The 18316-nt window shown below is 36.0% G+C and carries 18 protein-coding genes; 1 reads left to right on the forward strand and 17 read right to left on the reverse strand.

Annotated features, from left to right (window positions below; genetic code table 11):
• The 4 genes from IKV95_RS04480 to IKV95_RS04495 all read right to left on the reverse strand — a co-directional run.
• The coding region (locus IKV95_RS04480) for a Glu/Leu/Phe/Val dehydrogenase dimerization domain-containing protein (protein WP_287451444.1) at positions 1-383 on the reverse strand (383 nt) is incomplete at its 3' end.
• A 185-nt stretch (positions 384-568) separates the two neighbouring features.
• Positions 569-2380: an FtsX-like permease family protein gene (locus IKV95_RS04485; RefSeq protein WP_069118412.1), complete on the reverse strand. Its 1812-nt coding sequence runs from the start codon at positions 2378-2380 to the stop codon at positions 569-571.
• Positions 2381-2389: 9 nt separating this feature from the next.
• The gene (locus tag IKV95_RS04490) at positions 2390-3148 is read right to left on the reverse strand and encodes an ABC transporter ATP-binding protein (protein WP_029091882.1); all 759 of its coding nucleotides are present in this window, start codon (positions 3146-3148) and stop codon (positions 2390-2392) included.
• 182 nt (positions 3149-3330) lie between these two features.
• Complete coding sequence (locus IKV95_RS04495; RefSeq protein WP_069118408.1) at positions 3331-3927, reverse strand: PepSY domain-containing protein; 597 nt, start codon at positions 3925-3927, stop codon at positions 3331-3333.
• A gap of 161 nt (positions 3928-4088) precedes the next feature.
• Between IKV95_RS04495 and IKV95_RS04500 the strand changes: the two genes are divergently transcribed.
• Positions 4089-4715 (forward strand): pentapeptide repeat-containing protein, encoded by a 627-nt coding sequence (locus IKV95_RS04500; RefSeq protein ID WP_069134712.1) that lies wholly within the window; start codon positions 4089-4091, stop codon positions 4713-4715.
• Between the two features lie 75 nt (positions 4716-4790).
• Here IKV95_RS04500 and IKV95_RS04505 read toward each other — a convergent pair whose 3' ends face one another.
• The 13 genes from IKV95_RS04505 to IKV95_RS04565 all read right to left on the reverse strand — a co-directional run bounded on the left by IKV95_RS04505 (position 4791) and on the right by IKV95_RS04565 (position 18167).
• Positions 4791-5576: an ABC transporter ATP-binding protein gene (locus IKV95_RS04505; RefSeq protein WP_287451445.1), complete on the reverse strand. Its 786-nt coding sequence runs from the start codon at positions 5574-5576 to the stop codon at positions 4791-4793.
• A 12-nt stretch (positions 5577-5588) separates the two neighbouring features.
• Entirely contained in the window at positions 5589-6593 is a 1005-nt protein-coding gene (locus tag IKV95_RS04510; protein WP_119904472.1) for a FecCD family ABC transporter permease, read from the reverse strand.
• Positions 6590-7609 (reverse strand): FecCD family ABC transporter permease, encoded by a 1020-nt coding sequence (locus IKV95_RS04515; protein ID WP_029091878.1) that lies wholly within the window; start codon positions 7607-7609, stop codon positions 6590-6592. The genes IKV95_RS04510 and IKV95_RS04515 overlap by 4 nt, the downstream gene beginning before the upstream one ends.
• A gap of 42 nt (positions 7610-7651) precedes the next feature.
• A complete protein-coding gene (locus IKV95_RS04520) occupies positions 7652-8695 on the reverse strand; it encodes an NAD(P)/FAD-dependent oxidoreductase (RefSeq protein ID WP_069118402.1) in 1044 nt (347 codons plus the stop codon).
• Between the two features lie 14 nt (positions 8696-8709).
• A complete protein-coding gene (locus IKV95_RS04525) occupies positions 8710-9642 on the reverse strand; it encodes an ABC transporter substrate-binding protein (protein WP_069133576.1) in 933 nt (310 codons plus the stop codon).
• A gap of 505 nt (positions 9643-10147) precedes the next feature.
• Positions 10148-11236 carry a DUF871 domain-containing protein gene (locus IKV95_RS04530; RefSeq protein ID WP_029091876.1) on the reverse strand — a complete coding sequence of 363 codons (1089 nt, stop codon included), beginning with the start codon at positions 11234-11236 and terminating at the stop codon, positions 10148-10150.
• Positions 11237-11309: 73 nt separating this feature from the next.
• A complete protein-coding gene (locus IKV95_RS04535; RefSeq protein WP_029091875.1) occupies positions 11310-12581 on the reverse strand; it encodes a PTS sugar transporter subunit IIC in 1272 nt (423 codons plus the stop codon).
• Between the two features lie 77 nt (positions 12582-12658).
• Positions 12659-12970: a PTS sugar transporter subunit IIA gene (locus IKV95_RS04540; protein WP_172588623.1), complete on the reverse strand. Its 312-nt coding sequence runs from the start codon at positions 12968-12970 to the stop codon at positions 12659-12661.
• A 14-nt stretch (positions 12971-12984) separates the two neighbouring features.
• On the reverse strand, positions 12985-13299 hold the full coding sequence (locus IKV95_RS04545; protein ID WP_029091873.1) for a PTS sugar transporter subunit IIB: 315 nt from the start codon (positions 13297-13299) through the stop codon (positions 12985-12987).
• A 231-nt stretch (positions 13300-13530) separates the two neighbouring features.
• On the reverse strand, positions 13531-14697 hold the full coding sequence (locus tag IKV95_RS04550) for a GNAT family N-acetyltransferase (RefSeq protein ID WP_029091872.1): 1167 nt from the start codon (positions 14695-14697) through the stop codon (positions 13531-13533).
• Between the two features lie 15 nt (positions 14698-14712).
• Positions 14713-16107, reverse strand: a complete 1395-nt coding sequence (locus IKV95_RS04555) for a glycoside hydrolase family 1 protein (RefSeq protein ID WP_069124476.1) — start codon at positions 16105-16107, stop codon at positions 14713-14715.
• Between the two features lie 247 nt (positions 16108-16354).
• Positions 16355-17116, reverse strand: a complete 762-nt coding sequence (locus IKV95_RS04560) for a formate/nitrite transporter family protein (RefSeq protein WP_029091870.1) — start codon at positions 17114-17116, stop codon at positions 16355-16357.
• Positions 17117-17252: 136 nt separating this feature from the next.
• On the reverse strand, positions 17253-18167 hold the full coding sequence (locus IKV95_RS04565; RefSeq protein ID WP_069125623.1) for an aldo/keto reductase: 915 nt from the start codon (positions 18165-18167) through the stop codon (positions 17253-17255).
• Between the last annotated feature and the right edge of the window lie 149 nt (positions 18168-18316).

Here is an 18316-nt window from a genome sequence, read left to right on the forward strand (position 1 = left end):
CCGATTGGTAAACCTGTTAATGCATTTTTAAAGACTTGTTCAAATCCTAAAAATTTAACGACACTAGCAGTTACTGTCGGATGGAAACGCAAACCACCTTTATATGGTCCAATCGCGCTGTTAAAGTGCACTCGGTATCCACGGTTCACTTGTACGTTACCTGCATCATCTACCCAAGGGACACGGAACTGAACAAGTTGTTCTGGCTCTAAAATACGATCAAGAATATTTAATTTTTGATATGCTTCATTCTCTTCAACAGCTGGATACACTGTATCAAGAAATTCTTTAACGGCTTGCAAAAATTCTGGTTCGTTAGCATTTAATTGTGCCACACGTTCATAAATTGCTTGTGTTTTTAAAGCTGTATTTGTATTCCCCATAAATAACACATCCTCATCTGTATAGTAGTATTACTTTAACACGTCTCCGTATTGTCTGACAATTCCGATTATTCATCAAACCGTTCTCATTTCGAGATTGATTACATCGTTTTTTTGTAATTTACGGCATTAAAAAACAATCATCCTTAAAAATAACATTTAAGGATGACTGCTATCACTGCTGTTTAATTGCTTTTACCTTTTTTCTTAGGTAACACAACATTTTGATAAAGGCTTACTGTTATCAAGTAATAAATACCATAAATCACAATGAAGATTGCAAAAGGAATCCAAATTTTGAAATACACATTAAGGCTTAAAAAGAATTCAAACATTTTCATTCCCACTAATACATGGACACTTGCAAGTAACGCTGGGAAAATAAAAATCAGTACCAGTTCATAATTTAATGATTTAAATAACAGCTTACGTTTTACACCAATTTTATTAAGCATATCATATCGTTTAATATCAGATGGTGCTCCCACTAAAATTTTGAACATTAAGCAACTGGCCATCATAGCTAAGAAGGCAAATCCTAAAAATAATCCCATAAAGATGATGCCACTAAACATACCACGCATCATATTATAAGCGCTATATTTACTGTAGATTTCTTTTCCAGGGTAGCGGTCCGCAGTAATTTTGTCCAAGGCTGCTAACTCTTTTGAATTTGCTGTAAAATCTTTTAAAACAGTCGTAACAACATTTTCGGTTTTGCTATTTATTTTATCAAAATCCCGCTGCGCAATAATTTTAACTTCTCTTTCTGTCTCTAACTGACTAATCGCATTACTCCACTCTGACATACTATCATCTTCATAAAGTGATCGATTGGTTTTAATTTTCTGTTTTACTTTTAACACCTCTGCACCATTCTCATCATACTTCGAATAATTTAATGGTGTTTTTTCTAAATCGGATTGAAGAAAATAACTGATCTCGCCTTTATTTTTAAAACGATAAATGGCTTTTTCAGTTGTATCCATTTTTGCTAAAATGTTTTTTTCTGCAACTGTTGGATTTTTAATAATTGAATCATACGCTGTAGTACCTGAACTTGCTTCTAACATATTATTATTAAAAACCAACGCTACAGCCATCGATCCAACTGCAAGTGCGATTAGCATGGTGACAAGTGATAAAACTTTGGTTAAATCACTCACACGAAAACGTAACTGTGCTAATGTAAAACGATTGATATTACGATCATTGAAATGCGGCGTTTTTTGTAGTCGCACAATTAACAATGGTAACAGTGTCTTAAAGAAAAAATAGGTTCCTAATGAAATTGTAACTAGGGCAATAAACATCCCCGCAACTTGAAGTTTCTTTAAATCAATCATGCAGTAATAACCAATCGCTAATAAGATAACAGCCAATAGGCCCTCAATCACTTTTTTTGATGTGCTTATAACAACGCGTTCAGAGGTTTCTGTACCATTAAGTAGCTGTAAAACAGTTAAACGCGTTAATTTTATCACGTTGATAATTCCCGCAATAACAAATAAAACGATAAAAAAGAGGACTGTTATAAGTAACGATTGAGGATACAGCGCTTCAAAGTTACCACCTTCTAATCCGAGTCTATTCATTAGAAGTGTCGAAACACCTTTTGCTAATCCAGTACCTATTAAAATTCCTACAACAAGGGTAATCGCTGCAATTACAATCGTTTCAATAAACATGAATTGGGCAATTTTGTTTTTCTTAGCGCCTAACATCATATACATACCATATTCTTTTTGGCGTAAGGTTAATAAAAATGCATTGGCATATAAGATATAAACAACTGTAATTATTGCCAATAAGACGGTACCTGCATGAAAGACAATGCCCATAAACTCATATGGGGTGCTACCTTCAAGGAAAGACTTATTAATTGCTAACGTTTCAAACATGTAAAAAATTGCAATCGACATAATTAGTCCCATGAAAAGGATAATATATTCTTTTCTTTTACTTTTCATTCCAGATAATGATAGTTTTAATAACATAAAATCCTCCTATTCTGCCATACTATATTCTTCAAGTACAGACAGTATTTCTTTATAAAATTCTTGTCGAGTACCTGTTCGTAATATTTCTTTAAATAACAAACCATCTTTAATAAATAAGATGCGTTTACAATAACTCGCACTAAATGCATCATGTGTGACTAATAAAATTGTCACTAATGCTTCTTCGTTTAATGCTTTCATCGATTCTAATAAACTTTGAGCATTTTTAGAATCCAGCGCACCTGTTGGTTCATCACCTAGTAATAAGTCAGGTTGATGTACAAGCGCACGAGCTGCTGCTGCACGTTGTTGTTGTCCGCCTGATACTTCATTTGGATAACTGTTTAAAATACGTGTGATACCCAATGTTTTTGCAATCTGCTCTACTTTTGTACGAATTGCCACACTTGACTCATTTTGTAATGAAAGTGGTAAGGCAATATTTTCATAGATTGATAAGTTATCTAATAAGTTAAAGTGTTGGAAGATGAAACCTAATTTTTGAGAACGAAATTCTGCTAAGCCATTTGTATCTAACATACTGAGATCCTGTCCAGTAATCGATATTGAACCTTTGGTTGCTGTATCTAACGTCGCTAAAATATTAAGTAGCGTTGTTTTACCTGAACCAGAAGGCCCCATAATACCAACAAAATCACCTTTATCAACCTCAAAAGATACATCTTTTAATGCCATGTGTTCATTTTCATTTTTTTTACCATAAATTTTTTGTAGGTGCTGAATTGTTACAATTTTTTCTACCATTTTTATTCCCCCTCAGATTCGCTTTCTTTCACTCCTATAACTATAACAAGCTTTTTCAACGGAATCGTGTGACTAGCATGACAGTTTCTCTTATTAGACTTACATTTCTGTCACACAAATTTTAATTTTTTCCTAACAAAAAGCACCTTTATGACAATTGCCATAAAGATGCCCGTTTAAGTTTAGTCTTCTTCTACTTCTAATACTTTACCTGTTTTCGCATCAATTTTATAAGTGGATTCTTTGTCCCCATCCATTACAGTTATTTCATAAAAACGAAAATCAAGCTCTTTTTCTAACGTCAGTTGGGTCACATAACCTTTTCCCGCTTCTTTTAACGTTAGTTCCATCACTTCATCCATGGTCATTAAATCATCCAGTGTAAAACTATCTTGTTGTTTTTCAACACCACCACGATCTTCTTTATCTAGTTTTTTAGCTTTTTTACTCATAAGCTCGCCAGTTTCAGCATTGATTTCTACTTTATAAGAACGCTCATCATCAACACCACTCACCTCATAAACAAAGTTTCCCCAATCTTTTTCTAGCTCAACTCCAGTAAGACTAGCAGAAGAATAGGTTTCTTTTAATTGATCGACAGCTTTAGGCAGTGTCACTTTAAATTTACGATTGTTGATTTGTTCTTCATTTGTATTCTTAACCGCATTTTCTGAATCATTTTCTTTTGCAGTACCCGTTTGTTTATCTGTAGCATTGTTACCGCAAGCGACTAACAGAACTGTGGTTAAGAGAACAAGTAGAAGTAAGTATCTCTTCATTTTCTTCACCTCATTTATAGTTTATCGTTCTTTAAACTATACCCACATCAACTACTCTTAATCATATACAGCAAAGAGATACAATTTTATGTCAATGTCAACTCTAGCTCTTCTTTTAAAACTGGCTTATAATTAAACTAGTGAAAAAAATGGAGGTTCTTATGAAAAAGTCGATAATGAATAACGCTAATTTTACAAATACCGTCACAGATTCAATCGTTTCTAGTGATGCCTTTTCACCTCATACCCACTATGTTAACTGTAAAATAGATATCACTGCTTCTTTTGAAGGTTGCGAAGATATTCACTTTGAAAACTGTATTTTTACAGATTTAACATTTAAACGTTGCGAATTTTTAGATGTTATTTTTAGTGGCTGTGACCTTTCTAATAGCGACTTTGAAGATAGCGTATTTTTCCGGGTTCTTTTCAAAAGTTGTAAATTAATGGGAGCTAATTTCATTAGTACTTATAGTAAAGATACACAATGGATTGATTCTCAACTGCCTTATGCTAATTTTTCTGAAGCTAAGTTAGTGAAATCAACCTTTGAAGCAAATGATATGACTGAAAGTTTCTTCCAAGATGCTACTTTTGAAAGCATCAGTTTTATTAAAGATCGCCTTACTGGCTGTGATTTTTCTCAAACAAAGCTAAAAGGTGTTGATCTCTCAACCTGTGAATTTTATCATATTGTTGTCAGCCCTGAATTATTAAAAGGTTTGAAAATTGCACATTCTCAAGCTTCTGCGATTGTTCATCATTTTGGTGTCGAATTAACAGACTAACTGCATAATGTATGAAAACGCTAGCTATCAAAAAGAGCCGCACTTCCAATTATTACGATGGAAGGACGGCTTTTTTTATTTCAACAAATTATAAGTAATACAGACTGGTCTTGTTGTCCGCGGATCAGTGGTAATTACTGCATCAATTTGAAATGTCTGCTCTAAAACATCAGTCGTCATCACTTCTGTCACTGGACCATCTGCAATAATTTTTCCCTTACCAATGGCTACCATTTCGTCAGAAAAACGCGCTGCTAAATTGATATCGTGTAACACCATGATAATGGTACGATTTTGTTCGCGGTTTAATGCTTCCAACAACTCCAATATTTCCAACTGATGTGATAAATCTAAATAAGTGGTGGGTTCATCTAATAAAATAACGTCTGTTTCTTGAGCTAACGCCATTGCAATCCATACCTTTTGACGTTGTCCGCCAGATAATGTATCTACTTCACGTTGCTCAAAGTCTGCTAAGCCAGTCACTTTAATCGCCCAGGAAACAATATCCTTATCCGCTTGTGTAGGTTTAGCAAAACCCTTTTGATGTGGGTAACGTCCATAATAAACCAATTCTTTAACTGTCATACCACTAGGCGCATCTTGTTGCTGTGGTAAAACAGCCATTTTTTTTGCAACTATTTTAGTTGGCAATTTTCGAATATCAGCACCATCTATTGTTACTACGCCAGCTTTTTGGCGTAATACACGACCAATGGTTTTAATAATTGTCGACTTTCCACAGCCGTTGGCGCCAATAATACTTGTAATCTTCCCTTTAGATAAACTTAGATTTAAATCTTCCACGATATAACGTTCATCATAGGCAATTGAGAGCGCCTTGGTTTCGATGCTTTTCATTCTTAATTCCTCCTAGCGACTCTTCGCCATTAAATAAATAAAGTAAGGCGTGCTAACAATTGTAATCAATAACCCCGCTGGAATAGTGACATCCAACGCACTTGATCGTATTAATGTATCTGCTAATAATATCATTATACTACCAACTAGTGCAGATGCGGGTAATGAACGTTTATGATCAACACCCACTAACTTTTTAGCAATATGGGGACTAATCATCCCGACGAAGAAAAAGTTACCACCAATCGCTACACTGGCAGAAGATAATAAAATAGCAGCTAACGAAAAACCAATAAAGGCCAATTTGAGAGGTACACCTAGACCCAGTGCTGTTTCATTTCCCAAGTGAATAATGTTCAGTTTTGGTGCGTGAAAATACACCCCTCCTGCTAAAAAAAGCACGACTGGTATGAGAATACTAAGATGTAGCCAATCAGCTCCCCATAAACTGCCCGCTAACCAACGTTGAACAAATTCGTGTTGTTGTGTGTCCATTCGTAATGATAAAAAGAGCGTCACCGCATCGTATCCTGTTCCCAACGCAACACCGGTTAAAATTAAGCGGGTCGGTGACAGTTCTTGTTTACGCTTAGATGCCAGTAAGAATATTAATCCTGCGGCAACAACGCCCCCAACAAAAGCAACTATTGGTAACATTGCTGGCGTATCACGCATTAAGCCTGTAAATAAAAATAGTATCATAAATAAACCTGAACCTGAACTAATCCCCAATGTTCCAGGACTAGCCATATCATTTTTCAAAAGACTTTGCATTATACAGCCTGCAATACCCATACCGGCTCCTACAAAAACACTCAATACTATTTTAGGCATTCTAAAATCAAAGACAATTAAGTTTTGTTGTGGAGTGCCTTGACCTGTGAATACGGCAAGTAAATCAAACGGTGATACACTCATTTTACCGGTATTTAAACTCCAAATAAACACGACAATTAAAACGGTGATTAACGATACGAAAGGTACTATTTGGCGATTAAAACGCTGATGTATTTTCATTCAAATTCCCTCCTTGTACGGTTGGATAAGAATAGAAAAAACGGCACGCCAATCATCGCAAAAATAATACCTAGCGGCGTTTCGTTCGGTCGATTGATTAAACGACCCACTAAATCAGCTAGCAATAAAAAGACTGCCCCATATACAATGCTGGCCGGTATAACCGCGCGATAATCAATTCCCACAAAGAAACGTACAACGTGTGGCACAATTAACCCAACAAAACTAATGGGACCCACTAACATGACTGAAAGTGCGCTTAATACAAACACAAGTATGACGGTTACAAGTTTAATGATTGACACTTTTGCGCCCAAACCTGCAGCAATCTCATCCCCTAGATTAATTAGCGTTAAGCCACGTCCAATACTGATACTCATTATAATTGTTATGAAGAAAAAGGGTGCGATTATTTGTAAATCATCCCAATTAACGCTGGCTGATCCACCTGAAAACCAATAGGTCATTGATTGTCCTAAATGAAACTGCAAAGAAATTAAAGAAGACAATGCGCTGAATAACATTGACACTGCAATACCTGATAAAATCAAACGTTGCGGACTCATTGGGCGCTTACCCATCATCGCTAAACCGTAAGTAATTGTTGTTGATACAGCTGCGCCGATACAAGCAAATATTATCAGTTGTATGTGTGATTGCCCTGGAAATAATGCCATACTTAATGCAACTGCGAATGCTGCTCCCGAACTAATCCCCATCAAACCTGAGTCTGCCATGGGATTACGTGTAGTGGCCTGCATCATCGCCCCAGTGACTGCTAAGCTGCTTCCAACAATAATATCCGCTAATGTTCTTGGTAAGCGTAAAGAGCGAATAATTTGGTGCTGAGTATTGTCGCTATCAAATTGTGTGAATGCTTGCCATGTTGTTGATAATTCAATTGATGCGGCTCCCAACGCAACTGATAATAACACTAACAATACAATTAAGAGAACGCCGATAGCAAGAAAAAGCGAAAGTCTTATTCGGGTAGGCGCTTTTTTTTTCTGTTTCATGTGTTTCTATCCTTTCGCTAGCATTCACTTGAAAATGACTCATTAACCAAAAAATTGAGCTTTCAACGGAATGTTTTTTTCGTCAAACTTGTGATTATGCGACGAGACTCTCCCATGAGAATGTGCCTCTGGTTCGATGTATTTTTTCACTTGATTAACGGCGTTACCGGCATCATGGAAAGCACCTGCAATTAAATGTAATTTACCTGAATGTGAAACAACATCTCCTGCTGCAAATATACCTGGCACATCTGATTGATTATCAAAGGATGTTTGCACATAAAAATCGTCATGTTTTTCAAGGCCGACTGTATTTTTATCGAAAATTGCGCCTTCTTCACTGTAACCATGATTAATAACAACCTCATCAACAGCAATTATCGTTTCTACCCCTGTCAGATTATCAGTTAATACCACTTCTGCAATACGTTCACCGGTACTATCTGCGATAAAACGCGTAATCGTATGGTTACCTTTGTAAGTCGCTTGACCTGCTAAAAGCTTAGATACTTGCGATTCATGGGCTTTTAATTCCGCTTGACGATACACTAACGTGACTTCTTCTGTTAATGGCGCTAATATATTCACCCAGTCAACAGCTGAATTGCCACCACCCGAAACAAGCACTCTTTTTCCACTTAAGGCTTGTGGATCTTTCACAAGATAATGAAGATTTGTTGCTTCGTATTTTTCAGAGTCTTCGACGGTGATTTTGTTCGGTAATAAAACACCCCAACCGCTCGCCATAATCAATGTTTTACTATAATGTTTGGCTCCTGTTTCTGTCGTTACAACGAATACGCCCTCTTCTTTATCAATCCCGATTGCTTTTTGACTTAATACAATGGTCGGATTAAAAACCTCTGCTTGCTCAACCAAATAATCAATCACTCTTCCGCCAGGAGTTGGTGGTAAAGCACCAATATCCCATACCATTTTTTCGGTATACACATTTAGTTTCCCACCGAGACGAGGCTCGCTTTCAATAATTTTTGTTTTCAACTCACGCAAACCACTATAAAAGGCGCTAAATAGTCCAGCCGGGCCCCCGCCTATTATTGTCACATCATATATCTCTCGTTGCATGCGAATCCCCCCTTTTATTTAGCTACTTTGATTAACTCATCACGTACAAAATCAACTTGTTTATTTGCTGAATAAAGGTCCGTATAAAAACCGAGTGCAAATGGCATTTCTACTAAACGATTATTTTTAATGGCGGGTAAGTTTGTCCAAATCTTACTTTTATTCATATCATCCATGCCTTCATAGGTATTACGGATAATAACATCCCCTGCATACTCAGGTAATACTTCTAATGATACTGCTACATTAAATTTATCTTTATCGATGATTTTTTTCTGAATTGCCTCTGGTGCTTTTAATTTCAGGCTTTCATAAGCAATTGCACCAATACCATACTTTTTGCCATTAATATTCATCTCTTTTAAGCCACCTTCAAAGTTTGAGACGGTTAACTTATCATAACCAGCAGCCATTAATTTATCATGTGAAGTGGCCACATTTTTTTCGTAATCAGCCAATGCTTTTTTAGCTTCTGCTTGTTTACCAAGTAACTCACCCATAAATGTAACGCGTTCTTCTGTTGTCAATTTATCGTAAGGCATATAGACTGTCGGTGCTATTTTCCCCAGTTTAGCTACTGCTTTTTTATCAATAACAATAATCAAATCAGGTTCTAATGCTAAAACAGCTTCTTCATCCCAAGCGTCCCAAGCACCTAAATCCTTCGTTTTCTTTGAATCAAAAACATCCTCAAGCGCTGAACCTTTTAATACATTCGAAATCCCTACAGGTGTTACACCTAATGCATACGCGTCACCAATTACATACTGAACAAGTACACGTTTTGGTTTTTTAGGAACTTTGACATCGCCCTCACTTGTTTTAACTGTATGCATTTCTGGTTTTTTATCTGCCGCTTTTTCCGTTTTTTCATTACCACAAGCTACCAGTAAACCAATCGCTAGAATCCCCATAATCATTATTATTTGCTTCATTGTTTTCTTCATTCCCCAAACACCCCTTTATTTTTTATAACTCCTGTACATCTTGCTGTATCTTTAAACACTTTTCATAGCACTAAGCGCTTACAAACTCTTCTAAAAAAACAAAAAATCATTAGCTACAACTATTAGTTACTTTCCCTACACCCCTTCAATTGATATTGATAGTCATTCTCAATTAGATTATAAAGTGTTATCATCTACAAATCAATCTCTTTTAAAGATATATATTCAAACGCTCTATAACCGTCACATTTCCGACAAAAAAACAGTACCCTGACAAAATTTGTCAACATACTGTTTTCTCTCATTAATGATTATTTTATTGAACGTTTGGTTTTGCTTTTATTTTTTCCAATTTCTTTGTAGTTGAACGTTTATTTTTGCTTTTATTTTTTATCTCCAGTAAAAAAAGCCAAAACTTGTGAGATTTCAAAGCTACTCTCAGCGATAAAATAATCGCAAATCGTACTTTTCCAACCTCTTTAGTTCTGACCGTCTTTTTTCACTTTTATTTTTTCTCGCGTAGTCCGAAAGATTCCCACGGTTGTAAGCGTTCAAGCAAGTACAATTCTTCTGGTACAATATGACCGACAATATTTGTCGTTCCTGTATTTTCCATTGTTTGTAAAGCTACATTCATTTCGCCTTTATAACGTGAGTCACCATTATTATCAATTGTAACATCACCTGCTTTGATTTCAGTTGTGTTATGAGGTTCAAATGATTCATTTTTATATTTAACACGCGATTGCGTACTACGCACAACATAAGCTGAAACATCGCCACGGTTATGGTGTGGTTCCTCAAACATTATAATATTTTCGGTTGTATTGTTTTCTGCTGCTGGAACAACATCAAACTCTAGTTTATAACGGTTTAACTCACCTAATGCTTTTAATTCTGCTTCAGATGCGTACATGTTACCGATGATTAAATCATCGATTAAACCTGTTTGCCATAAATCTTTAGCTTGCACAATGATTGATTGACCACGGTGTTCTTCCAATGTTGGTAAACCTTTTCCAGCTGCATCCCATGGGCCATAAGCTGCGTGTTGTGAAGAAATCATTGCTGCTGTTTTAATGCCATGATCTTTAAACATTTTTGATGTTTCTGTAAAATGTTTACGTGACAACGCTGTATACGGGCGTGGATAGAAGTTATGACAACCAATAATGTTTTCACGATTTGCTTGATACGATAAAATCGTTTCAAGGTATTTAGTACCGATACTGACATTTAATTCGATTTTCAAGTCACACGGATCCAATGACATGATTGCTTCTTCATGACCACTAAAGCCCATATCTAAACGAATGCCTGCTAAATGGTACTCTTCTTTTAATTTCGAAATGCCTGTGTAGTCAATCCCTAAGTCTTCAAAAACTTCTGGCGCCACATCAGCAATCACTTCAATACCTAAATCAGCTGCAAATTTATTTACATCTTTCATTTTTTGACGTTCACTTTCACTGTCTAACGAGATTAGACAGGTGAAAATACGAGTAAAACCATATTTATGTGCTAATTCAATATAAGCAGTAATTTCACTTGTTTCACTGTGTTGTGGGTAAACAGAAAATCCTAATCGTCTCATTAATAAAAACCTCACTTTTATTTTTTTTAAGAAAAGCCACATACGAAAACTCGCATATGGCTTTAAATTTTAATTATTTGCTCTCAGCTTTATGTTCTTCAACTTCAACGCGTGAAGACATCGCAACGAATGGTATATAGATTAATGTCGCGACTAAAATGATTACGATACTTAGTACCGCCCCTGTCCACGATTGTGTTGTAAGGAAACCATTGATAACCGGTGGTGTTACCCACGGAGTTGCAATTGTTGCTGCTGGAACAAAGCTTAACTTAGTTGCCCAGTAAGCAATTGTTACAGAAACCATCGGAGTGATGATAAACGGAATAAACAATACAGGGTTTAAGATGATTGGTAAACCAAACATCAACGGCTCATTAATGTTAAAGAGACCTGGACCTGTTGCAATTCCCCCAACAGTTGTATATTGCTTATTACGACGGCCAACAATAAAGATGGCAATAATCAAAGCAATTGTTGTTCCTGATCCACCCATGTTAACAAAGGCATCTAAGAACGGTTTGTTAATGATATATGGTGCTGCATGACCTGCTTCAAGTGCTGCTGCATTTTCTGCAATAGCTGGTAAGTTGATTGTTTGTAAGAATGGGTCGATAATGTTTGCCCCATGAATACCGAATGTCCATAAGAATACAGGTACAAACGCTAGGATTAAACCAGCTACCCAAGTGTTTGTTAAGCCCATAAATGGTTGTTGAATTGTATTATAGAATGCTGTAATAATGTCTGGCATGTTAAATGATGTCGAGATAATTGTACGAACTAATGCAAATGCACCGATTGTAATAATCGCTGGTAACAACGCAGCAAATGATTTCGCAACTGCTGGTGGTACTGTATCTGGCATTTTAATCATTAATTTTGGACTACCTGATAAACGTGAAAATAATTCTGCTGATAAAAGTGCAATAATAAGTGATATAAAGATTCCGGCTGTACCAGTCGTCATTCCAGAAAGTCCACCTTCACCAAATGTACCAAATGTAAGGTATGTCGCTACACTGATAACACCTGCTGATAAACCATCTTTGTTATAACCTCTCGCTAAGTGATAAGCAACTGTAAACGCTATCAATATTGACATGAAACCAAATGTGGCATTCCACATGTTTCCGCCCCACTGAGTCCATACATCATGCGGCCAAATCTTATCCATTAAGTTCTGATAAGCTTTGATCGGTAAGTTGTTAATCAATACTGCAAAAGATCCTAAAATTGTTAAAGGCATTAGTGTTACAAATCCGTCACGAACCGCGATTAGATGACGTTGTGTACCTATTTTTGCTGCAATTGGTACGAATTTTTCCTCTAAAAATTTAAACATGTTCCCACTTCCTTTTTGTGTTTTTATATAGACGCCCAATAAAGGGCGCTATTTATTTGTTGATAATCGATTTACAATTAAGCGATGCGCTCATATAAATCAATCACTTCTACTGCTAAATCTTTAAAAGTAATCGCATTCATTAAATGGTCTTGACTATGGATAAGTAAAAGTGATACTTCTACTTTTTCACCCTTAGCTTCTTGTGTTAATAAACCAGTTTGCGAATGGTGTGCTTCCACCAAGTTTTTGTTTGCCTCTTCGATTTTAGCACGCGCTTCTTCAATCTTACCGGCTTTAGCCAATTGAATAGCTTCCATACAGTCACTCTTAACATTTCCACTGTTCATGATTAATCCCATGATTGCTTGTAATAATTCTTCATTCATAATTTAAACGCTCCTTATTTCTCCATTAATTCTACTGCACGATTCAGAACGTTTGCGCCATTCATCATACCGTAGTCTGCCATGTTGATTACTTCTACAGGTATATCTTTACCTGCCAATTTACCTTCCATTTGACCTTGTAAGTAACGTACTTGTGGTCCTAATAATAGAACATCAATTGTTTTGCTACCTAAAATTTGATCAACTTCACTTGCTGATACTGCAAAGATTTCAGATTCTAATCCTTTTTCTTTTGCAGCCGCTTCCATTTTTGTCACTAATAAACTTGTGCTCATACCTGCTGAACAAACTAACATAATTGTTTTCATACGTTTCCGCCTCCTATGGCTCGATTACTTATAAATCTAGAATAACACACAATGGTCTATACCACAATAAAGAAATCGTTTCCATTGCTGTTTTCACGGTGTTTATAAGCTATTTTAGCTAATTGGTACAGTCCAAAAAACAACGCTTACATTGTATAATAGACTAATTGGGACATTTTTCAAATAAGTTTGAAATAACTAAAAAATATAGTCATTTCTATACATTCCTATTTAAAAATGCTCATAGAATAAGGCAGACATCTGTGGTAATGCCTTTTCCCATTCCAACTTAATTTTATCAGATAAATCTGACAATGCATATCTTTCAATCATCGAAATATTTAAATAACCTAGCATTGCAGATGAAAACGTTGTGATATCAAGGTGTAATAAGTCATTTGGTTGGTTTTCTTCCATTATTTCTTTTACAGTACCATCCGTTTCTATTCTATAGACACCCGCATTCCACGGTGCAAATTTATCGGCAATTTTCAAATGTAAGGGTGCTGTCAACTCTGCCCATTGATACTTTTCTAAGAACGGTTTTACGTCTACGATACGTACCATTTCATGTTGGACGAGTTCTTTCTTAAACTGCGGATCATTAAAATCAAAGCCTAGATAATCATTTACAATCGCTGAACCCTTTATTTCATTAACACTCGCACTATGAGAGCTAATAAAACGCCACAACGCTTGTTCAGCTTGAACGTTACTGGCAACAAAATCGTTCACCATAAATGTTAAACCTTTTAACGAGTATCGTACATACCCTTTGATTTCACCTTCTTTATGATAAACACCAAAAAAGCTATCCGCTTCACGACGTTCAATTCTATTCCACCAAGCAGCCTCTCTTTGAACCATTCCAGTACGTTTCAAAGCTTCTTTATTATGAAACGCCTGAACGGCTTGAAACTCTTTTTTATCATTATATTCAAAACTGAAACGGTGTACATCATCCATTTCTTTTCCGAAATTTGGAAATTGTGCTGTCGGAATCGTATAATTGATACGATCTACAAACAACTCCCAACCAAAGTAACGATAAAATGATACCGAATAAGGTGCCAACACAGAAACGATTTCACCTTTCTCACGCATTTTTACTAATAATTCCATAATCAATTGTTTCATAATACCTCTATTACGGTATTCAGGATAAGTGGAAACAAAACCAACGCCACCCATTTTGTAAGAAACTGTATTGATGGTCATATTCAATGGTAGAGACATAATTAAGCCCGCTAAAGAGCCTTCTTCGTAAGCGCCTAACGTAATGCTGTTTTCTAACCAATAACTAAAATCCTTACGACGTTCACCACTATAGGGTGTAAAACAATAATCCCGCAAACGATGGGCAATTTCAAAATCTTCTTTAGGGATAATTTTAATCATTTAAATTCCTCCTTCTCAATCTTCAAAGCCGTTGTTTTCGGAAACTTTTTTATACCAATGACCACTTTTTTTAATCGTTCGTTTGCCGTCATTTTCTAAGTCGAGCGATACAAAACCATAACGATTTTTATACGCGTTTAACCATGACCAGTTATCAATAAAAGTCCACATATGATAGCCACGCACATTAGAACCTTCCGTAATGGCTTGATGGACATATTTCAAGTGTTCACTAACAAATTCAATACGGTAATCGTCATTAATCTGTCCCTGCTTATCAATAAAACGACTTTCATCCTCAACACCCATCCCATTTTCCGAAATGTAACATGGGATATTGCCATAATTTTCGCGAATATTTGTTAATGTATCATAAATACCTTTTTCGTATATTTCCCAGCCACGGTAAGGATTAATCTTTTTATTTGGCATGTCATAAGTCTCAAAGAAATCCTCTGGCATCGGTACTGACCATTCATGTGGATTTTCGCGCGCTTGAATTCGACGTGGTTGGTAATAATTAATGCCTAATAAATCCACTGTATTATTTTTGATAATTTCCAAATCTTCTACTAAGTAACTCGGTAAAACATCTGCAGAGCGTAAATCATCAATTAAGTCTGCTGGGTATTCTCCCAGTACTGAGGGGTCTAAAAAAGAACGATTGAAGAAACCATCAGCAAATTGAGCAGCTTTTACATCAGACGGATTATTTTCATCGCGTGCGTAACTTGGCGTTAAATTTAAAATGATACCTATTTCACCGATTTTACCTAATGCACGATAAGCTGCTATTGCTTTAGCACTGGCCAACATTTCATGATACCCTACTTGAACAGCTGCTTTAAAACTCACCTCATGTGGGTAGTGAAAACCATAAAGGTAACCGCCTTCGACTGGAACAATCGGTTCATTATGTGTAAACCATTTTTTGACACGATCACCAAACAATTCAAAACAGGCCGTTGCATAGGCCACATAGGCATCAATTGTTTTCCGATTTTCCCAACCGCCCTCTTTTTGAAGCACCACTGGCATATCAAAATGATATAGATTAATAAAGGGTTCAATGTCATTCGCTAACAATTCATCAATTAGTTCATTATAAAATTTTACAGCTGCAGGATTAATCGCTCCACGGCCTTCTGGAATTAAACGACTCCACTGAATAGAAGTTCGGAAAGAGTTATGTCCAGTTGCTTTTAACAAGGCGACATCTTCTTTAATATGCGTATAAGCTTGTGATGTTTTTTCTGGTCCAATAGTATTGAAATATAATTCCGGTTGCTCTTTGTACCATAAATCCCAAATGTTATCGCCCTTACCATCGTTTTCATAGCGACCTTCTGACTGTGGTCCACTAGATGCAGAGCCCCAGTAAAAATCTTTTGGAAATTGATAATTTGTCATATTATTTCCCTCCTTGATATATGTAAGCGCACTCTTTTATTTCTAATCTAAATCACTTGTTAATTCATCAATTAACAAATGACTGCTACATTATCATGTAAGCGTTACCTCTTATTATCATACAAGAAACAAATAAAAATTGCACCAAAAATCTGTCTAGTCCAATTATAAAGGTACTATCGACCTAACTCATTTACACCTAAAAAAACCGCATTCTAAACATGATATTAGAATACGGCTCTCTGACTTATTTATTTTTCTTAAGGCCATAAAAGTAAATGGCTGCTACAAAGATTGCTCCTCCAACAACATTTCCAAAATACACTGGAATAACATTTTGGATAAACGCTAACCAAGAAGATTCGCCTTCGAAGATGGCCGCTGGGATGACAAACATATTTGCGACACTATGTTGAAAACCAATGGCTACAAAGGTCATAACTGGGAACCAAATCGCTAAAATCTTACCAGCAGCATCTTTCGCACCATAAGCAAGCCAAACTGCCAAACCTACAAACCAGTTACAACCTATGCCTGATATAAAAGCTTGTAAAGCTGTTGCATCGGTTTTAGCTGTAGCGACTGCGACTGTTTTATGTAAGTATTCAGCGCTACTGGTCAAACCCACAACATGTCCAAAAAAATAGGCAACAAACAATGCCCCTAACAGATTGGCAAAAGTGATCACTAACCAATTCGATAATAACTCTTTCATCGTTACTCGTTTGGCAAACCAAGAAGTCGCAACAGCCATAATATTTCCTGTAATCAATTCCCCACCTGCCATCACAATAACAATAAGCCCAATTGGAAAAACGGCAGCTCCTATTAAATTTGCAAAACTACCCCAATCCGTTATCGATGCTATCACTCGAATATAGGCTAAGTAGCCCAAGGAGATCATCGCACCCCCAACAAACCCTAAAATCATTTTTTGAATAAAACCAGTATCTACTTTTCCCCTACCTTTTTCAATCGTGACTTCTAAAATTTCTGACGGTGTTAACATCTAACTATCACTCCTTTAGGTCGTTATACTATGATTTTTTATCCATTATTAGTATATCGTTTTATTAGTCCTTTTTCACTCGTTCCTAGAAAAAAAGACACCCCTATTTCAGAAGTGTCGTTTTGTGTTCAAATTCTTATGGTAAAATATTACCTGCTACTTTATAAAGATCGTACCACTCTTCGTGAGTCAAATAAACATCTGTCGCTTTAATCATTGATTCAATGCGAGAGACATTCATACTTCCCAGTAAAACTTGCATTTTTGCTGGATGACGTAAAATCCAAGCAATGGCAATTGCTGACGAACTGACTTCATATTTATTAGCTAGTTTGTCTAAGGCAGCATTTAATTCCGGGAATTTTTCGTGTCCAATAAAAACACCTTCAAAGTAACCATACTGTAGAGGCGACCATGCTTGTATTGTCATTTTTTCACGACGACTGTATTCTAATAAGCCAGCTGAAGGTTGCTCACCTTGATAGATGTTATTAACGTTAAACCCTTCATCTAACATTCCCGTATGTTTTAAGCCAAATTGAAGTTGGTTTACAACCAAAGGTTGTTCAATAGCTGTTTTTAATAATTCAATTTGTTGAGGGTTTTGATTACTCACACCAAATTGACGAACTTTGCCATTTTTTTCTAACTCATTAAATGCAGATGCAATTTCCTCAGGTTCCATTAAAGCATCTGGACGATGTAAAACTAACAAATCTAAATAATCTGTGTCTAAACGCTTAAGAATACCATCAACAGAATCAACAATATGCCCTTTTGAAAAATTAAAACCTTGTTTAGTAATACCACATTTTGATTGTAAAATTAAGTTTTCACGTGAAACATTCAGTTCTTTTATCGCTTTCGAAAAAACTACTTCTGATTCTCCACCACCATAAATATCAGCATGATCAAAGAAATTGATACCTCCTGCAATAGAAGCGTCTAATACTTTTGCTGCTTCACTAATTTCTAAGCTGCTCATTCTCATACAACCTAATGCGATATCCGATACTTTAAGATTTGATTGACCTAATTGAATTTGCTTCATGAGGTTCCTCCTATGTCTTTTATTCACTTTTTAGTTTACGCTATAACGTATCATTATACGAGTGAAAGCGCTTAAAAATCACAACGTTTTTTATCTATTTGTCACATTTCGTCCTATCTTCAAAAGTCGCAAATTATTAATTGCCGTCG

Origin of the sequence: Brochothrix sp. (assembly GCF_017549435.1) — a bacterium.
GTDB lineage: Bacteria > Bacillota > Bacilli > Lactobacillales > Listeriaceae > Brochothrix > Brochothrix thermosphacta.